This is a genomic window from Streptomyces longispororuber (assembly GCF_014656095.1).
Lineage (GTDB): Bacteria > Actinomycetota > Actinomycetes > Streptomycetales > Streptomycetaceae > Streptomyces > Streptomyces longispororuber.
Map to the genome: position 1 here is coordinate 1 of NZ_BNBT01000028.1, position 14,564 is coordinate 14,564.

Here is a 14,564-nt window from a genome sequence, read left to right on the forward strand (position 1 = left end):
CGATGCCGAGGCGGGGCGTGCTGTGCCCGCCCGCGGGGCCCGGCGGGGGGTCCTGCCGCGGCGGGCGGCTTCCGCGCCCGGTGCCGTCGTGGGTGTCGTGGGCGTCGGGCCGGGCGGCGCCGTGGCCGTCACGGCCGTACTCCTCCGGTCCCCGGGTCGTCGGGTCCATGGTCCAAGCCCCCCAGATGCGTCGTGTGCGAAGCCCCCTCCGGCCTTGGGCACACCGCGCTGTCGCTTCCGATCCGGTGCCCCCGTGCGGGTTCGTCGATATTCGTCGGGCGACCGAACCCTAAACCGTCTTCAGTATCTCCGCGGAGGGCGGGGTACCGCCCCGCCCGAGACGTCACAGTCTCGTGAGGATTGCGGGTGAAGATCACGTCCCGCACCGCTTGCGCCCCTTGGCCCGCGTGCCGCCGGCCGGCGCGCGGAAACCGGGCGTCACACGCGAGGGAGGGATTCGACTCCGATGCCGCCCTCGATGGCGAGGATGCGGTGCAGCCGGGTGGCCACGAGGAGGCGCTGCATCTGCGGCGGCACACCGCGCAGGACGAGCCTGCGTCCGCACCGCCCGGCGCGCCGGTGCGCGCCCATGATGACGCCGAGTCCCGTGGCGTCCCACGAGTCGAGTTCGGAGAGGTCGAGCACCAGGTCGCCGGCGCCGTCGTCGACGGCCGAGTGCAGGACCGTACGGGCGTCCGCCGCGCTGCGTACGTCGAGGCGTCCCCCGACGACCAGCCGGGCCTGGTCGCCCCTGATGTGCATATGCGCTCCCAAGAGTGCGGTGTCGTGTGTGACGCCCGTGCCGCCAGGCGTCTGTGTATGTCACAGCAACTGACTGTCACGTGGGTGAGGAAGTTGCCGTCTGTAAGCGAACCGATACCGAAATCACTCCGAGGGGTGATCCTCGGAGTGATTCCGCGTCCGTGTCCGTCCCCCGTGCGCGCTCAGCACGCGTACGCGCACCGCACCCGTCTGCCTCAGTACCGGTAGAAGCCCTGGCCGCTCTTGCGGCCGATGTCGCCGGCGTCCACCATCCGGCGCATCAGCTCCGGGGCGGCGAACTTCTCGTCCTGCGACTCCGTGTAGATGTTGTCGGTGGCGTGCAGCAGGATGTCGACGCCGGTGAGGTCCGCGGTGGCGAGCGGGCCCATGGCGTGGCCGAAGCCGAGCTTGCAGGCGGTGTCGATGTCCTCGGCGGTGGCGACGCCCGACTCGTGGAGCTTGGCGGCCTCGACGACGAGGGCGGCGATGAGGCGGGTGGTCACGAAGCCCGCGACGTCGCGGTTGACGACGATGCAGGTCTTGCCGACGGACTCGGCGAACTCCCGGGTGGTGGCGAGGGTTTCGTCGCTGGTCTTGTGGCCCCGGACCAGCTCGCAGAGCTGCATCATGGGCACCGGCGAGAAGAAGTGGGCGCCGACGACGCGCTCGGGGCGCTCCGTGACGGCCGCGATCTTGGTGATGGGGATGGCGGAGGTGTTGGAGGCGAGCACGGTCTCGTCCCGCACCAGCTTGTCGAGGGTGCGGAAGATCTCGTGCTTGACCTCCAGCTTCTCGAAGACGGCCTCGACGACGACGTCCGCGTCGGCGGCGGCGTCCAGGTCGGTGGTGGTCGTGATGCGGCGAAGGGCCGCCTCCGCGTCCGCGGCGTCGAGCTTGCCCTTGCTCACGAACTTCTCGTACGAGGCCTTGATGCCGTCGGTGCCCCGGGTCAGCGCCTCGTCGGTGACGTCGCGCAGGACCACGTCCCAGCCCGCCTGGGCGGAGACCTGGGCGATGCCGGACCCCATGAGTCCGGCTCCGATGACGGCGAGCTTTCGTGCCACGTTACGACTCCCCTTGCCTGGCGTATGACGGAGCGCTTACACGCTGTTGCTGTATCGCTCGGAACTCGGACACTAGCGGCCGGGGGCCGCCGTGTGACAGCGAAGAGACGCACGCCACGTCCCCTTTGACGGACATCACACCGGGGCGCGGGGCGAGGGGGGCCTCAGGGGGTCAGGAGGGCTCGCGGACGGCGTAGTTGAGGACCCGTTCGCTCAGCAGCTCCTCCGTCTCGTCGATGAGGACGAGCGCCTCGCGGGAGACCTCGGCGGGGTCGCGGCGCTCGATCATCTCGGCGCCGATCCAGCCCATGACGGTGGCGTGCAGCCAGGCGAGCTGGCCCGCGACGAGGTCGGGCAGATGGCCCTCGGGGCCCGCCTCCTCGCGCAGGGTGGCCGCCAGGCCGCGCAGGCTCTCCTGCTGCAGGGCCCAGAGCCGGGAGCGCAGCGCGGGCGAGTCGGCGATGACCCGCATGAAGTCGGCGTAGCCCGCGAAGAGTCCGACGGTGGGCGAGACCCCTTCGACGAGCACCCGCAGCTCGCGCAGCACGGCGTCGGCGGCGGACTCGCCGGCGCGCCGGCCGCGCACCCACCGCGAGAGCCGGTCGACCATGTCCTCGCCGCGGTCGAGGAACAGGTCCTCCTTGGCCGGGAAGTAGTTGTAGACGGTGTTGACCGAGACGTCGGCCGCTTCCGCGACGTCGGCGACCGTCACGGCGGCGAAGCCGCGCTCCAGGAAGAGCCCGGTCGCGATGTCCGAGATCCGCTGCCTGGTCTGCCGCTTCTTGCGCTCCCTCAGTCCCTCAGCCATGCGCCCATCCTAGGCCCCCTTCCTATGGCCACTTAAAACTTGGAGGCATTGCAAAGTTTCAGTGGATCTGTTTTTGTGGTCTCTATGGCAATCATCAGTACGGCCGGGCTCAGCCGGACCTTCACCACCAAGAGCGGCCCGGTGCACGCCGTGCGCGGCATCGACCTGACCGTCGAGCCCGGGGAGATCCTCGGCTTCCTCGGGCCGAACGGCGCGGGCAAGACCACCACCCTGCGGATGCTCACCACGCTTCTGCCGCCCACCGGGGGCGCCGCCACCGTCGCGGGCCACGACCTGCTGCGCGACCCCGCGGGCGTCCGCACGAGGATCGGGTACGTCGCCCAGGCGGGCGGCGTCGACCCGCAGGAGACGGTGCGCGACGAACTCGTCCTCCAGGGGCGGCTCTACCACCTGCCGCAGGCCGAGGCCGCCGCCCGCGCCGAGGAGCTGGCGGACGTCCTCGGCCTGACCGGGCTGCTGCACCGCAGGACCGCCGCGCTCTCCGGCGGCCAGCGGCGCAGGCTCGACCTCGCGCTCGGGCTCACCCACCGCCCGGCCGTGCTGTTCCTCGACGAGCCGACCACCGGCCTCGACCCGGGCAGCCGCGCCGACCTGTGGGACCTGGTGCGCCGCCTGCGGGACACGTACGGCACCACGGTCTTCCTCACCACGCACTACCTGGACGAGGCCGACGCCCTGGCCGACCGGATCGTCGTCGTGGACGAGGGCGTGGTCGTCGCCGAGGGCACGCCCGCCGCGCTCAAGGAGCGGTACGCCGGTGCGCCCGACGCCACGCTCCAGGACGCGTTCCTCGCCATCACCGGGCGCGGCCCCGCCCCCGCCGACACCACGCCCGTCGCCGTCTGAGGCCCGCTCCCCCGCCCGTCCCTTCGACCTCCGGACTTTCGCCATGCTCCTGCACGACACCGCGCTGCTCTTCGGGCGCTACGCCCGCCAGACCCTGCGCTCCCGGTTCCAGATGCTCTTCGGCGTCCTGATGCCGCTGCTGTACCTGCTGTTCTTCGGCCCGCTCCTCACCGACCTGCCGCTCGCGGCCGACGGCGACTCCTGGCAGGTCCTGGTGCCGGGGCTGCTGCTGCAGCTCAGCCTGTTCGGTGCCTCGTTCAGCGGCTTCGCGCTGATCCTGGAGAACAACTGGGGCGTGGTCGAGCGGATGCGCGTCACCCCGGCCAGCAGGCTCGCGCTGCTGCTCGGCCGGCTGCTCAGGGACGCCGCGCTCTTCGTCTTCCAGGCGGTGCTGCTGGTGCTCGCCGCCCTGGTGATGGGGTTGCGGGCGCCGCTCGCCGGGATCCTCATCGGCTTCGCCTTCGTGGCCCTGCTGACCGTGGCCCTCGCCGCCCTGTCGTACGCCCTCGCCTTGAAGGTGCGCACCCCGCAGGAGTTCGGCCCGACCGTGAACGGACTCGCCATGCCCGCGATGCTGCTGTCCGGCCTGATGCTGCCGATGTCGCTGGGGCCCGGCTGGCTCGACGTGCTCTCGCACTTCACGCCGTTCCGGTACCTGGTGGACGCGGTCCGCGACGCGTACGTCGGCGAGTACGCCACCGCGCACATGCTGTACGGCGCCCTGGTCGCGGTCGGCTTCGCGCTCGCGGCCGTGGCGGTCGGCACCCGCGTCGTGCGCGGCGCCGGGGCCTGAGCGCCCCCGCGGGCGGTACGGGACGCGCGCCGGGACCTCACTAGGCTGACGGCATGGTCAACCTGACGCGCATCTACACCCGTACCGGCGACCAGGGCACCACCGCCCTCGGCGACATGAGCAGGACCGCCAAGACCGACCTGCGGATCGCCGCGTACGCCGACGCGAACGAGGCCAACGCCGTCATCGGCACGGCCCTCGCGCTCGGCGGCCTCGACGCCGAGGTCGCGGCGGTCCTCACCCGGGTCCAGAACGACCTCTTCGACGTGGGCGCGGACCTGTCCACGCCCGTGGTCGAGAACCCCGAGTACCCGCCGCTGCGGGTCGAGCAGTTCTACGTCGACAGGCTGGAGGCGGACTGCGACCGGTTCAACGAGCGCCTGGAGAAGCTGCGCAGCTTCATCCTGCCGGGCGGTACGCCGGGGGCGGCGCTGCTGCACCAGGCGTGCACCGTGGTGCGGCGGGCCGAGCGCTCCACCTGGGCCGCGCTGGAGGCGCACGGCGAGACCATGAACCCGCTCACCGCCACGTACCTCAACCGCCTCTCCGACCTGCTGTTCATCCTGGCGCGGACCGCGAACAAGGAGAACGGGGACGTGCTGTGGGTGCCCGGGGGCGAGCGCTAGGGCCCGCCCGGGGCACCGGACAGGCCCGTTCCGGACAGCCGCCGGGAGCCTCCGGGAGCCGCCTCGGGGTTCACACCCTGGTGAGCGGGCGCCGGTCGTCGGAGGGCTCCTCGGGGTCCGGCGCGGGGACCCGCTTGGGGAACAGCGTGTAGCTCCCCGCGATGATCACGTTGATGCCGATCACCCAGAGCATCCGCTGCTGCCAGGCCCGCAGCGAGCCGGTCTCCCCGTCCGTGCCGACGTACCAGATCGCGCCCTGGAGCAGGGCCATGGCGATCGCCGCGGCGAGCACCCAGCGGGCGGCGAGCTTCCACTCGTGCACGGTCCGCGCCCGGCCGTACTTCGGTGTGCGCGGCTTCGGCCCGCCCGCGAAGCGGTGCGCGACCCGGACGTCGACCCACCTGACCGTGTAGTGGCCGAGCGCGACCGAGTAGCCGATGTAGACGGCGGCCAGGCCGTGCTTCCAGTCCGGCTCGGCGCCGTTCTTCAGGTCGATCGCGGTGACGACGAGCAGGACGACTTCGAGCAGCGGCTCGCACAGCAGCACGGCGACACTCGTCCGGGGCATCTTCGCCCCGTACCGCAGCGCGAGGCCGGCGGCCAGGATCACCCAGAAACCCACCTCGCAGATGATGATCAGTGTGACGATCACGGCTCGTTCCTCCCGGGCCCGCTGGTCCTTCGGCTCACTCCTCCAGGCTCGCCCCCCGGCGGCCCGGGATCGTCGTCGCCAGTGACGAAGCGGGGCTGCATCCTTCGATGTACTCGCGCTTCACCCGGCGTAGGGAGGCCGCGGCCGCGCCCGCCGTGTTGGATGGAGGCATGCCGCTGCCGCTCGCCCGCCCCGACGTCGTCGACGTCCGCATCGCCGTCGCCAGCCTGGCCAGCGGCGTGCTCTTCTGGGCGCTCGGGCTGCACATGCAGACGGACCGGCCGTTCGGCAACGCCTGGATGCTGCTGCCCCTCGTGGTCATGGCGGCCCTGGAGCTGCTGCGCCGGACCGCGCCCCAGTTCGCCCTGGCCGCGGGCACCCTCGCACTCGTCGCCGACCAGTTCACGCCCGGGAACCTGGCGACGGTCGTGATGTTCACCGACCTCGTCTACGCCGCCGTGCTGTACGGCACCCCGGCCGCGGCCCGGCGCATCCCCGTCACCACCGGCCTGATCACGGTGGCCATGACGATCGGCTTCCTGGCCTGGTTCCGGGAGGCCGAGGCGCTGCTCATCGGCGCGGTCACCGCCCTGGTCTCGTTCGCGCCCGCGACGACCGGGGTGCTGGTGCGCAATCACCGGGAGGCCGCCGAGATGGCCCGGCTGCGCGCCGAGCAGACCGCGCTGCTCGCCGAGATGGACCGGGTCCAGGCCGTCACCGCCGAGCGCGCCCGGATGGCCCGCGAGCTGCACGACATGGTCGCCAACCACCTGTCGGCGATCGCCATCCACTCCACGGCCGCGCTCTCCCTCGACGACGAGCGCACCACCCGCGACGCGCTCGCCGTCATCCGCCAGAACAGCGTGGCGGGCCTGGCCGAGATGCGCCGTCTCATCGGCATCCTGCGGGACTCCAGCGGCGACACCGAGCCGGCGGCCGCGCCCACCCTGGACGGCCTCGGCGCGCTGGTCGACCACGCGCGCGCCAACGGCCTCGACGTCACCCTCGACGACGCCCGCGCCCCGGACGACTCCCCCCTGCCCGCGCCGGTCGAGCTGGCCGCCTACCGCATCGTGCAGGAGTCCCTCACGAACGCGCTCAAGCACGCCGCTCCCGGCCGGGTCACCGTGGCCCTTACCCGCGCCCCGGACGCCCTGTGCGTCCGCGTGACCAGCCCGTTTGGCGACACCCCCGGCCCCCGCGCGCCCGGCTCCGGCGCCGGGCTCGTCGGCATGCGGGAGCGGGCCGCGCTGCTGGGCGGCACGTTCACGGCGGGCCCCGAGGCGCTCACCGCGCCCGGCCCGGACGCGCTCCAGGACCGTGGGGCCAAGGTGTGGCAGGTGGCCGCCCGGCTGCCCGTCGACCCCGCAGACAGAGAGGTGACCGAATGATCCGCGTGCTCGTCGCCGAGGACCAGTCCGCCGTCCGGGCGGGCCTGGTGCTGATCCTGCGCAGCGCGCCCGACATCGAGGTCGTCGGCGAGGCCGCGGACGGCGAACAGGCCGTGGCGCTCGCCCGCGAGCTGCGGCCGGACCTCGTCCTGATGGACATACAGATGCCGCGCCTCGACGGCGTCTCCGCCACCCGCCAGGTCGTCGCCGAGGAGCTGGCGGACGTGCTCGTCCTGACGACGTTCGACCTGGACGAGTACGTCTTCGGGGCGCTGCGCGCCGGGGCGTCGGGGTTCCTGCTCAAGAACACGGAGGCGAAGGCGCTGCTCGACGCGGTCCGCACGGTGGCGCGCGGCGAGGGCCTGATCGCGCCCGCCGTGACCCGCCGCCTCATCGCCGAGTTCGCCACGCCCCGCCCGGTGCGCGGACCGAACGCGCCGGACCCGGCGATCCTCGACCGGCTGACGCGGCGCGAGCGCGAGGTGCTGTCCTGCCTCGGTGAGGGCCTGTCCAACGCGGAGATCGCCCGGCGTCTGGACATGGCGGAGGCCACGGTGAAGACCCACGTGAGCCGGCTGCTGGCCAAGCTGGAGCTGCGCAGCCGGGTGCAGGCGGCGGTGCTCGCCCAGGAGTTGGGCGCCTGACGGCTCCTCGCGCCGGGCGGTCGCGGCCGGCGCGTGACCTGAACCCTCCAGTGCGTGGCCAAGACCGTCCGGCGCGTGGCCGGGACTCTGGCCGCGGGTTCCGTCCCCGCGGCCCCTCCCGGCCGCGGACCCGCACCCTTGACCGTTGGTCCAGACCTTTCTATTCTCGCCGCACTGCGGTGAGCACAGGAGATGTACACGACATCCACACGGTGCTCACGGGCGTCGCAGGGTTCCACCCCCACCCCCGGAACTCGACCGAGGAGCACACCTTGCGCGTCAGTAGTCACAGGTCAAGACACCGGCTGGTGGCGGGGCTCACCACCCTGCTGCTGCCCTTCGCCACCCTCGTCGCGCTCTCGGGAAGCGCCGAGGCCGCCCCGGACGCCCCGCCGAAGGCCGCCGCCGAGGCCGCCGCGGAGGCCACCGCCACGTACGCCAAGACCCAGGACTGGGGCAGCGGCTTCGAGGGCAAGTGGACCGTCAAGAACACCGGCACCGCCGCCCTCAGCTCCTGGACCGTCGAGTGGGACTTCCCCTCCGGGACCCGGGTCACCTCCGCCTGGGACGCCACCGTCACCAACTCCGGCAACCGCTGGACCGCCAAGAACCTCGGCTGGAACGGCACGCTCGCCCCCGGCGCGTCCGTCACCTTCGGGTTCAACGGCTCCGGCACCGGCAACCCGGACAACTGCACGCTCAACGGCGAGAGCTGCGACGGCGGCGGCCAGCCCGGCGACAAGCCGCCCTCCGCGCCCGGTGCCCCGACCGCCTCCGACGTCACCGAGACCTCGGTGAAGCTGGACTGGAAGGCCGCCACCGACGACAAGGGCGTCAAGAATTACGACGTGCTGCGCGACGGCGCCAAGGTCGCCACCGTGACCGGCACCTCGTACGCCGACTCCGGGCTCACCAAGGGCACCGACTACTCCTACGCCGTCCAGGCCCGCGACACCGCCGACCAGACCGGTCCCGCCAGCGCCTCGGTGAAGGTGCGCACCAAGGGCGGCGGCCCGGACCCCGACCCCGGTGACAAGGTGAAGCTCGGCTACTTCACCAACTGGGGCGTCTACCAGCGCAACTACCACGTGAAGAACATCGTGACCTCCGGCTCCGCCGAGAAGATCACGCACATCAACTACGCCTTCGGCAACGTCCAGAACGGCCGCTGCACCATCGGCGACTCCTACGCCGACTACGAGAAGGCCTACACCGCCGACCAGTCCGTGGACGGCGTGGCCGACACCTGGGACCAGCCGCTGCGCGGCAACTTCAACCAGCTCCGCAAGCTGAAGGCCAAGTACCCGCACATCAAGGTGCTGTGGTCGTTCGGCGGCTGGACCTGGTCCGGCGGCTTCACCGACGCCATGAAGAACCCGCAGGCGTTCGCCGACTCCTGCTACAAGCTGGTCGAGGACCCGCGCTGGGCCGACGTCTTCGACGGCATCGACCTGGACTGGGAGTACCCGAACGCGTGCGGCCTGACCTGTGACACCTCGGGCCCGGCCGTGATGAAGACGATGATGCAGGCGTTCCGGAGCAAGTTCGGCGCCAACAACCTCGTCACCGCCGCCATCACCGCCGACGCCTCCCCCGGCGGCAAGATCGACTCCGCCGACTACGGCGGCGCCGCGCAGTACACCGACTGGTACAACGTGATGACGTACGACTTCTTCGGCGCCTGGGACGCCAAGGGCCCGACCGCCCCGCACTCCCCGCTCACCGACTACCCGGGCATCCCGAAGCAGGGCTTCACCTCGGCCGCCGCGATCGACAAGCTCAAGGCCAAGGGCGTACCGGCCAAGAAGCTGCTGCTCGGCATCGGCTTCTACGGCCGCGGCTGGACCGGCGTCACGCAGAAGGAGCCCGGCGGCACCGCCACCGGCCCCGCGCAGGGCGCCTACGAGCAGGGCATCGAGGACTACAAGGTCCTGAAGAACTCCTGCCCGTCCAACGGCACCGTGGCGGGCACGGCCTACGCGCACTGCGGCACCAACTGGTGGTCGTACGACACCCCCGCGACCGTCCGGGCCAAGATGGCCTGGGCCAAGGAGCAGGGGCTCGGCGGCGCCTTCTTCTGGGAGTTCAGCGGCGACACCGCCAACGGCGAGCTGGTCACCGCCATCCACGAGGGCCTGAAGTAGGGCCCCGGTGGTCACCGCGCGCACCGCGGTGACCACCGCCGGAGCCGCGGCGGCCGCACCCGGCACCCCGGTGGCCGCCGCGGGCACCCCCGGCCGTGCTCCCGCCCCCTGACACGGCCGGGACCCCGACGAAGCCGGGGAGACGGGAACGCCCCCCGTCTCCCCGGCTTCTTCCCGCCGCGCGCCGGGCGGCAGGTCCGCGGTCAGCGCGGGGACCGCCCGCGCGCGGACGACTGGCCCTCCTGCTCCGCGTAGGTCCCGTACGACCGGCCGTCCTGCCCCGCGTACGTCCCGTACGACCGGCCGTCCTGCCCCGCGTACGTCCCGTACGGCGGCTGCTGCGCGGGCACGGGCGCGGCAGGGCCGGCGCCGTGCGCGGCGGCCCGGCGGCGGCCGGAGCGCGCGGGCCACCAGGTCGCGCGGCCGAGCAGCGCCATCACGGCGGGCACCAGCACGATGGACAGGACCAGCGAGGACAGCCCGATGCCGAGCGCGGTGACGAGGCCGATCTCCTGGGTGGCCGGGGACGGGTTGACGGCGAGGCTCGCGAAGGAGCCCGCGAGGACGGCGCCCGCGGTGACGATGGCCGGGGCCGTGTGCCGCACCGCGGCGGCCACCGCCTGCCGGGTGCTGCCGGGGCGGCCCATCTCCTCCCGGATGCGGTCGCTGATCAGGATGTTGTAGTCGGTGCCGAGGGCGACGACGAACAGGAACAGCACCAGGGGCAGCGTGAAGGAGACCCCCGGCCGGTCCAGGAGGTGCTGGAACACCAGGACGCCGGAGCCGAGCGTCGCCGTGAAGCCGAGCCCGATGGCCAGCATCAGGACCAGGGGCGCGAGCAGGCTGCGCAGCAGGAGCACCAGGATCAGGGCGATCAGCGCCGCCGCCACCGGGAACACCACCCGCAGGTCCTTGCGCACCGCCTCCGACACGTCGGCGAAGATGGCCGCCTCGCCGGACACGTGGGCCTCGGTGCCGCGCGGCGCCTGCCCCGCCACCACGGACCGCACCTCGCCGGAGATCAGGTCCCGGGCGCGCTGCGACTGCACGTCGACGCTGAGGTAGAAGTCGACCTTCGCGGCCGTCCGGTCGCGGTTGAGGACCGGCTCGGCCACCCTGCCGACGCCCTCGACGGCCTTCAGCTTCTCGGTGAGGCCGGTGAGCTTCGGCGCGTCGAGCCGGACGCCGCGGGCGTCGGAGCCCTCGGCCGCCACGTACACGGTGTGCGGGTGCGAGACCCCGGCGGGCAGCGAGCGGGAGATCTCCTTCGCGGTCGCCACGGCCGGGGTGTCGTCCGTCCCGGCGTCCGTGCCGTAGTCCATCCGCATCCCGAAGGCGCCCGCGCTGAGCGCCACCAGCAGTCCGACGCTCGCCACCACGAAGAGCAGCGGGCGGCGGGCCACCCGCTCCCCGAGCCGCGCGCTCAGCCCGGCCCGGGGCTCCTTGCGCAGCGCCTTGGACGGCCAGAACATGGCGCGCCCGGTCACCGCGAGCAGCGCGGGCATCAGCGTGAGGCTGGCGGCCAGCATCACCAGGACGCACACGGCGATGGCCGGGCCGAGCACCTTGAACTGTCCGAAGCTGGCGATCCCCAGGGTGGCGAAGGCGGCCACGATGGTGAGCGCGGCCGAGGCGACGGCGGCGCCGACGCGCCCCGCGCAGGCCCCCGCGACGTCCCGCCGGTGCCCGGCGGGGTCGGCCCGCAGCATCTCGCGGAACCGGAACAGCAGGAACAGGAAGTAGTCGATGCCGATGCCGAGCAGCACCACGGTGATCAGGGACGGCGTCGACGGGTCGATCTTGAAGTCGAACAGCAGGGCCGCGCCGACCACCGCGCCGGTCGCGGCGCCCCCGACGAGCACCACCGCGATCAGCGGCAGCAGCGCCGCGAGCACGCTGCGGAACGCCAGGACGTTCAGCAGCACGATGAGCCCCATGGTGAGGATGCCGACGAGCATCTCGGTGGACTCCTGGTCGTCCGCGGTGTCGGCCATGTCCGCGATGCCGCCGGTGAAGCCGGTGCGCAGCCCGGCCCCGGCGAACTCCTTGCGGGCGTCGTCGCGGAAGTCGCGGTACAGCTCCTGGAGCTCCGGGTCGTTGATGTTGCCGGTGAGCGAGACGGACAGCAGCCGGAAGGAGCCGTCGGGCGCGTCCGTCAGGGGCGCCACCTTCGGCGTCTGGGAGTGGTCCTTCCACAGGAACGACGGCGTGTCCTCGGTGTTCTCGGCCTTCAGCGGGCGCTTGCCGAGCACCGCCGCGACCCGGTCGACGCGCTTGCGGTCGCCCGCGGTGAGGTCGTGCCCGTCCTTCCGGGCCACGAGGACGGTGACGGCGTTGTCGTCGGGCTTCTCGCCGAACTTGTCCTCGGCGACCTGCAGGGCGGCAGCGGAGTCGTAGCTCTTCGGCAGGAAGTTGCCGACGGCGGGCTCGGTGACGCCGAAGATCTTGGCCTGGCCGACGAGGGTGAGCGCCACGCCGAGCATCACCCACAGCAGGATGACTTTCCAGGCGTGCCGGGCGGCGCCTGCGGTGAGTGATCTGATCACGGTTCCTCCTGCGGTGGGTCGTGCCCGGTCCCACCGGGCCCTTCCAGCAGATCACCGCCGACCCCGCCCTCTCCTCGGCCTCGGCGACGAAACCGGCCCGGGAGCAGGGCCGTGGCTCCGCCGCCGGCCAGGACCCTGCTCCCAGACGCGAAGTCCGACCGGAGGAGGACGTTCCCGCGCGGTGCACCGGCTGGAATGGACAGGACCGACCGGCCGGACGAAGCTGGACCGGTCCGACCGGCGCCGAGGCAGCCGTCCGGTCCGTCCGGCGCCTAAGGAGAACCCGCCATGCTCGCCCACCCGCCCCGGCCCGACGGCCCGGGGCCCAACAGCCGGGACGTCCTGGTGGCCCTCGCCGCCCTGGTCCTCGACCTCACCGGCTACGCGCTGAGCATCCCGACCGACGGCGGGTCGTTCAGCGTGGGCGTCGTCACGCTGTTCCTCGTGTGCGCGGCCCCCGTGGTCTGGCACCGGCGCTTCCCGGTCGGCGCCCTGGCCGCCGTCCTGGTCGGCCAGGTGGCTCTCGCCTCCGTCACCGTCGTCGCCTACCGGCTGCCCATCTGCCTGGTCGTCGCCGTCTTCTCCGTGGCGCGGCTGCGCTCCGCGCGGGTCACCGCCGCGGCGGCGGCCGGGGCCCTCCTGGTGCTCCAGCTCCCCGGCATCAGCGAACAGGAGGAGCTGGCGCAGGCGGTCTGCGCGGACGTGGTGGGCGTCGGCATGACGATCGCCGCGGGCTGCGCCGTCCGCCAGTGGCAGCGCCAGCTCGTCGTCCACCGCGAGCTGCTCGCCGACCACGCGGTCGCCGCCGAGCGCCGCCGCATCGCCCGCGAGCTGCACGACGTCGTCGCCCACCACATCACCGCCATGCAGCTCATGGCGGGCGGCGCCAGGAAGGTCCTGCGCCACGACGCGGACCTGGCCCAGGACGCCCTGCAGTCGCTGGAGGACTCCGGCCGCCTCGCGCTCGCCGAGATGCGCCAGCTCCTCGACGTCCTGCGCGCCGACGACGCCCCCGAGGGCCGCCCGGCCGCCCCCCAGCCCGACGCCGACGACATCCCCCGGGTCGTCGCCGAGTCCCGCCAGGCGGGCGTGGCCACGGACCTGCGCGTCGACGGCGCACCGCGGGAGCTTCCGCCCACCCTCGGCCTCACCGTCTTCCGCATCGTCCAGGAGGCCCTGACCAACGTACGCAAGCACGCCGGCGGCGCCCGCGCCACGGTGCGCCTCGACTACGGGGGCGAGCGGCTCACCGTGGAGGTCCGCAACGACGGCTCCGGCTCCGCCCCCGTCCGCGGGGGCCGCTCCGGCCACGGCCTCGTCGGCATGCGCGAACGCGTGGCCCTGCACGGCGGCACCCTGGAGACGGGCTCCCGGCCCGAGGGCGGCTTCCGTGTCCTCGCGACACTGCCGTTGCCCGCCGACACGGCACGGCCCGCGCACCACGGGCCCGCGGCCGCCGGCACCGGCCACGAGGACGAGACCCCCGCGGACCACGAGCACAGAACGGCACTGCGTTGACCGAACCGAACAGCCCCCTGACCGTCCTGATCGCCGACGACCAGCCCTTGGTCCGCCGCGGGCTCGCCCTGATCTTCCACGCCGACCCCGGCGTACGCGTCGTCGGCGAGGCCGGGGACGGCCGCGAGGCCGTCGACCTGGCGCGGAAGCTGCGCCCCGACGTGGTGCTCATGGACATCCGCATGCCGCACCTCGACGGCGTCGAGGCCACCGCCCAGCTCACCGCGGAGCTCCCCGAGTGCCGGGTCCTGGCCCTGAGCACCTTCGACATGGACGAGTACGTCGTCGGCGCGCTGCGCGCGGGCGCCGCGGGCTTCCTGCCCAAGGACGTCTCGCCGGAGGAGCTGGTGGCCGCGGTGCGGACCGTCGACGCGGGCGAGGCGGCGGTGGCCCCCCGCCTCCTGACCCGCCTGATCTCCGCGTACGTCACCACGCCCCCGCCCCGGCAGGCCGGCCCCGCCCCGCGGACGCGCCCGGACCTGACCGCCCGCGAGACGGACGTCTGGACCCTCATGGCCAGGGGTTACGACAACACGGAGATCTCCGAGGCGCTGAGGATCAGCCCCTCCACGGTGAAGAACCACGTCACAGCGCTCTTCGCCAAACTCGGCACCCGCGACCGCGCCCAAGCGGTGATAGCGGCCTACGAAACGGGCCTGGTCCGGCCAGGCGAAGCGGCGGGCCCGGCGGAAGATCCCAGCCCGTCCGGCGTGTGAGGACGAGGCGCGCAGCGCCGAAAGGGGGAAAGG

General features: G+C 73.1%; 13 protein-coding genes. 8 read left to right on the forward strand and 5 right to left on the reverse strand.

Features of this window, described 5'->3' with window-relative positions; translation table 11 throughout:
- Positions 1-438 precede the first annotated feature (438 nt).
- From IE330_RS12060 to IE330_RS12070, 3 genes are all read right to left on the reverse strand, one after another.
- A complete protein-coding gene (locus IE330_RS12060) occupies positions 439-762 on the reverse strand; it encodes an STAS domain-containing protein (protein WP_190135935.1) in 324 nt (107 codons plus the stop codon).
- A gap of 215 nt (positions 763-977) precedes the next feature.
- Positions 978-1,826 carry a 3-hydroxyacyl-CoA dehydrogenase family protein gene (locus tag IE330_RS12065; RefSeq protein WP_190135936.1) on the reverse strand — a complete coding sequence of 283 codons (849 nt, stop codon included), beginning with the start codon at positions 1,824-1,826 and terminating at the stop codon, positions 978-980.
- A 172-nt stretch (positions 1,827-1,998) separates the two neighbouring features.
- Positions 1,999-2,634, reverse strand: coding sequence for a TetR/AcrR family transcriptional regulator (locus tag IE330_RS12070; protein ID WP_190135937.1), 636 nt, complete (start codon positions 2,632-2,634; stop codon positions 1,999-2,001).
- Positions 2,635-2,718: 84 nt separating this feature from the next.
- Between IE330_RS12070 and IE330_RS12075 the strand changes: the two genes are divergently transcribed.
- From IE330_RS12075 to IE330_RS12085, 3 genes are read left to right on the forward strand one after another with little or no spacing between them, the layout of a single operon-like run.
- Entirely contained in the window at positions 2,719-3,501 is a 783-nt protein-coding gene (locus tag IE330_RS12075) for an ABC transporter ATP-binding protein (RefSeq protein ID WP_190135938.1), read from the forward strand.
- A 43-nt stretch (positions 3,502-3,544) separates the two neighbouring features.
- Positions 3,545-4,294 carry an ABC transporter permease gene (locus tag IE330_RS12080; RefSeq protein ID WP_190135939.1) on the forward strand — a complete coding sequence of 250 codons (750 nt, stop codon included), beginning with the start codon at positions 3,545-3,547 and terminating at the stop codon, positions 4,292-4,294.
- 53 nt (positions 4,295-4,347) lie between these two features.
- The gene (locus tag IE330_RS12085) at positions 4,348-4,920 is read left to right on the forward strand and encodes a cob(I)yrinic acid a,c-diamide adenosyltransferase (protein WP_190135940.1); all 573 of its coding nucleotides are present in this window, start codon (positions 4,348-4,350) and stop codon (positions 4,918-4,920) included.
- A gap of 70 nt (positions 4,921-4,990) precedes the next feature.
- On the opposite strand, the gene IE330_RS12090 is transcribed toward IE330_RS12085, so the two are convergent.
- Positions 4,991-5,572, reverse strand: a complete 582-nt coding sequence (locus IE330_RS12090) for a hypothetical protein (protein ID WP_190135941.1) — start codon at positions 5,570-5,572, stop codon at positions 4,991-4,993.
- Positions 5,573-5,742: 170 nt separating this feature from the next.
- Between IE330_RS12090 and IE330_RS12095 the strand changes: the two genes are divergently transcribed.
- From IE330_RS12095 to IE330_RS12105, 3 genes are all read left to right on the forward strand, one after another.
- Complete coding sequence (locus IE330_RS12095) at positions 5,743-6,963, forward strand: sensor histidine kinase (protein ID WP_190135942.1); 1,221 nt, start codon at positions 5,743-5,745, stop codon at positions 6,961-6,963.
- Entirely contained in the window at positions 6,960-7,607 is a 648-nt protein-coding gene (locus IE330_RS12100) for a response regulator (RefSeq protein WP_190135943.1), read from the forward strand. Before IE330_RS12095 ends, IE330_RS12100 begins: the two co-directional genes overlap by 4 nt.
- 272 nt (positions 7,608-7,879) lie before the next feature.
- Positions 7,880-9,751 carry a glycoside hydrolase family 18 chitinase gene (locus IE330_RS12105; RefSeq protein ID WP_190135944.1) on the forward strand — a complete coding sequence of 624 codons (1,872 nt, stop codon included), beginning with the start codon at positions 7,880-7,882 and terminating at the stop codon, positions 9,749-9,751.
- Between the two features lie 203 nt (positions 9,752-9,954).
- On the opposite strand, the gene IE330_RS12110 is transcribed toward IE330_RS12105, so the two are convergent.
- Positions 9,955-12,297: an MMPL family transporter gene (locus tag IE330_RS12110; protein ID WP_190135945.1), complete on the reverse strand. Its 2,343-nt coding sequence runs from the start codon at positions 12,295-12,297 to the stop codon at positions 9,955-9,957.
- Positions 12,298-12,585: 288 nt separating this feature from the next.
- Here IE330_RS12110 and IE330_RS12115 point away from each other — a divergent pair, with 288 nt between their 5' ends.
- Both IE330_RS12115 and IE330_RS12120 read left to right on the forward strand, forming a co-directional pair.
- Positions 12,586-13,815, forward strand: a complete 1,230-nt coding sequence (locus IE330_RS12115) for a sensor histidine kinase (protein ID WP_190135946.1) — start codon at positions 12,586-12,588, stop codon at positions 13,813-13,815.
- A complete protein-coding gene (locus IE330_RS12120) occupies positions 13,812-14,531 on the forward strand; it encodes a response regulator transcription factor (protein WP_190135947.1) in 720 nt (239 codons plus the stop codon). The genes IE330_RS12115 and IE330_RS12120 overlap by 4 nt, the downstream gene beginning before the upstream one ends.
- The last annotated feature ends 33 nt before the right edge of the window (positions 14,532-14,564 follow it).

What these genes read in the sequence shown, in the direction of transcription:
- IE330_RS12060 (WP_190135935.1), bottom strand. Translation starts at nt 762, where the DNA reads ATGCACATCAGGGGCGACCAGGCCCGGCTGGTCGTCGGGGGACGCCTC.
- IE330_RS12070 (WP_190135937.1), bottom strand. Translation starts at nt 2,634, where the DNA reads ATGGCTGAGGGACTGAGGGAGCGCAAGAAGCGGCAGACCAGGCAGCGG.
- IE330_RS12075 (WP_190135938.1), top strand. Translation starts at nt 2,719, where the DNA reads ATGGCAATCATCAGTACGGCCGGGCTCAGCCGGACCTTCACCACCAAG.
- IE330_RS12080 (WP_190135939.1), top strand. Translation starts at nt 3,545, where the DNA reads ATGCTCCTGCACGACACCGCGCTGCTCTTCGGGCGCTACGCCCGCCAG.
- IE330_RS12085 (WP_190135940.1), top strand. Translation starts at nt 4,348, where the DNA reads ATGGTCAACCTGACGCGCATCTACACCCGTACCGGCGACCAGGGCACC.
- IE330_RS12095 (WP_190135942.1), top strand. Translation starts at nt 5,743, where the DNA reads ATGCCGCTGCCGCTCGCCCGCCCCGACGTCGTCGACGTCCGCATCGCC.
- IE330_RS12100 (WP_190135943.1), top strand. Translation starts at nt 6,960, where the DNA reads ATGATCCGCGTGCTCGTCGCCGAGGACCAGTCCGCCGTCCGGGCGGGC.
- IE330_RS12115 (WP_190135946.1), top strand. Translation starts at nt 12,586, where the DNA reads ATGCTCGCCCACCCGCCCCGGCCCGACGGCCCGGGGCCCAACAGCCGG.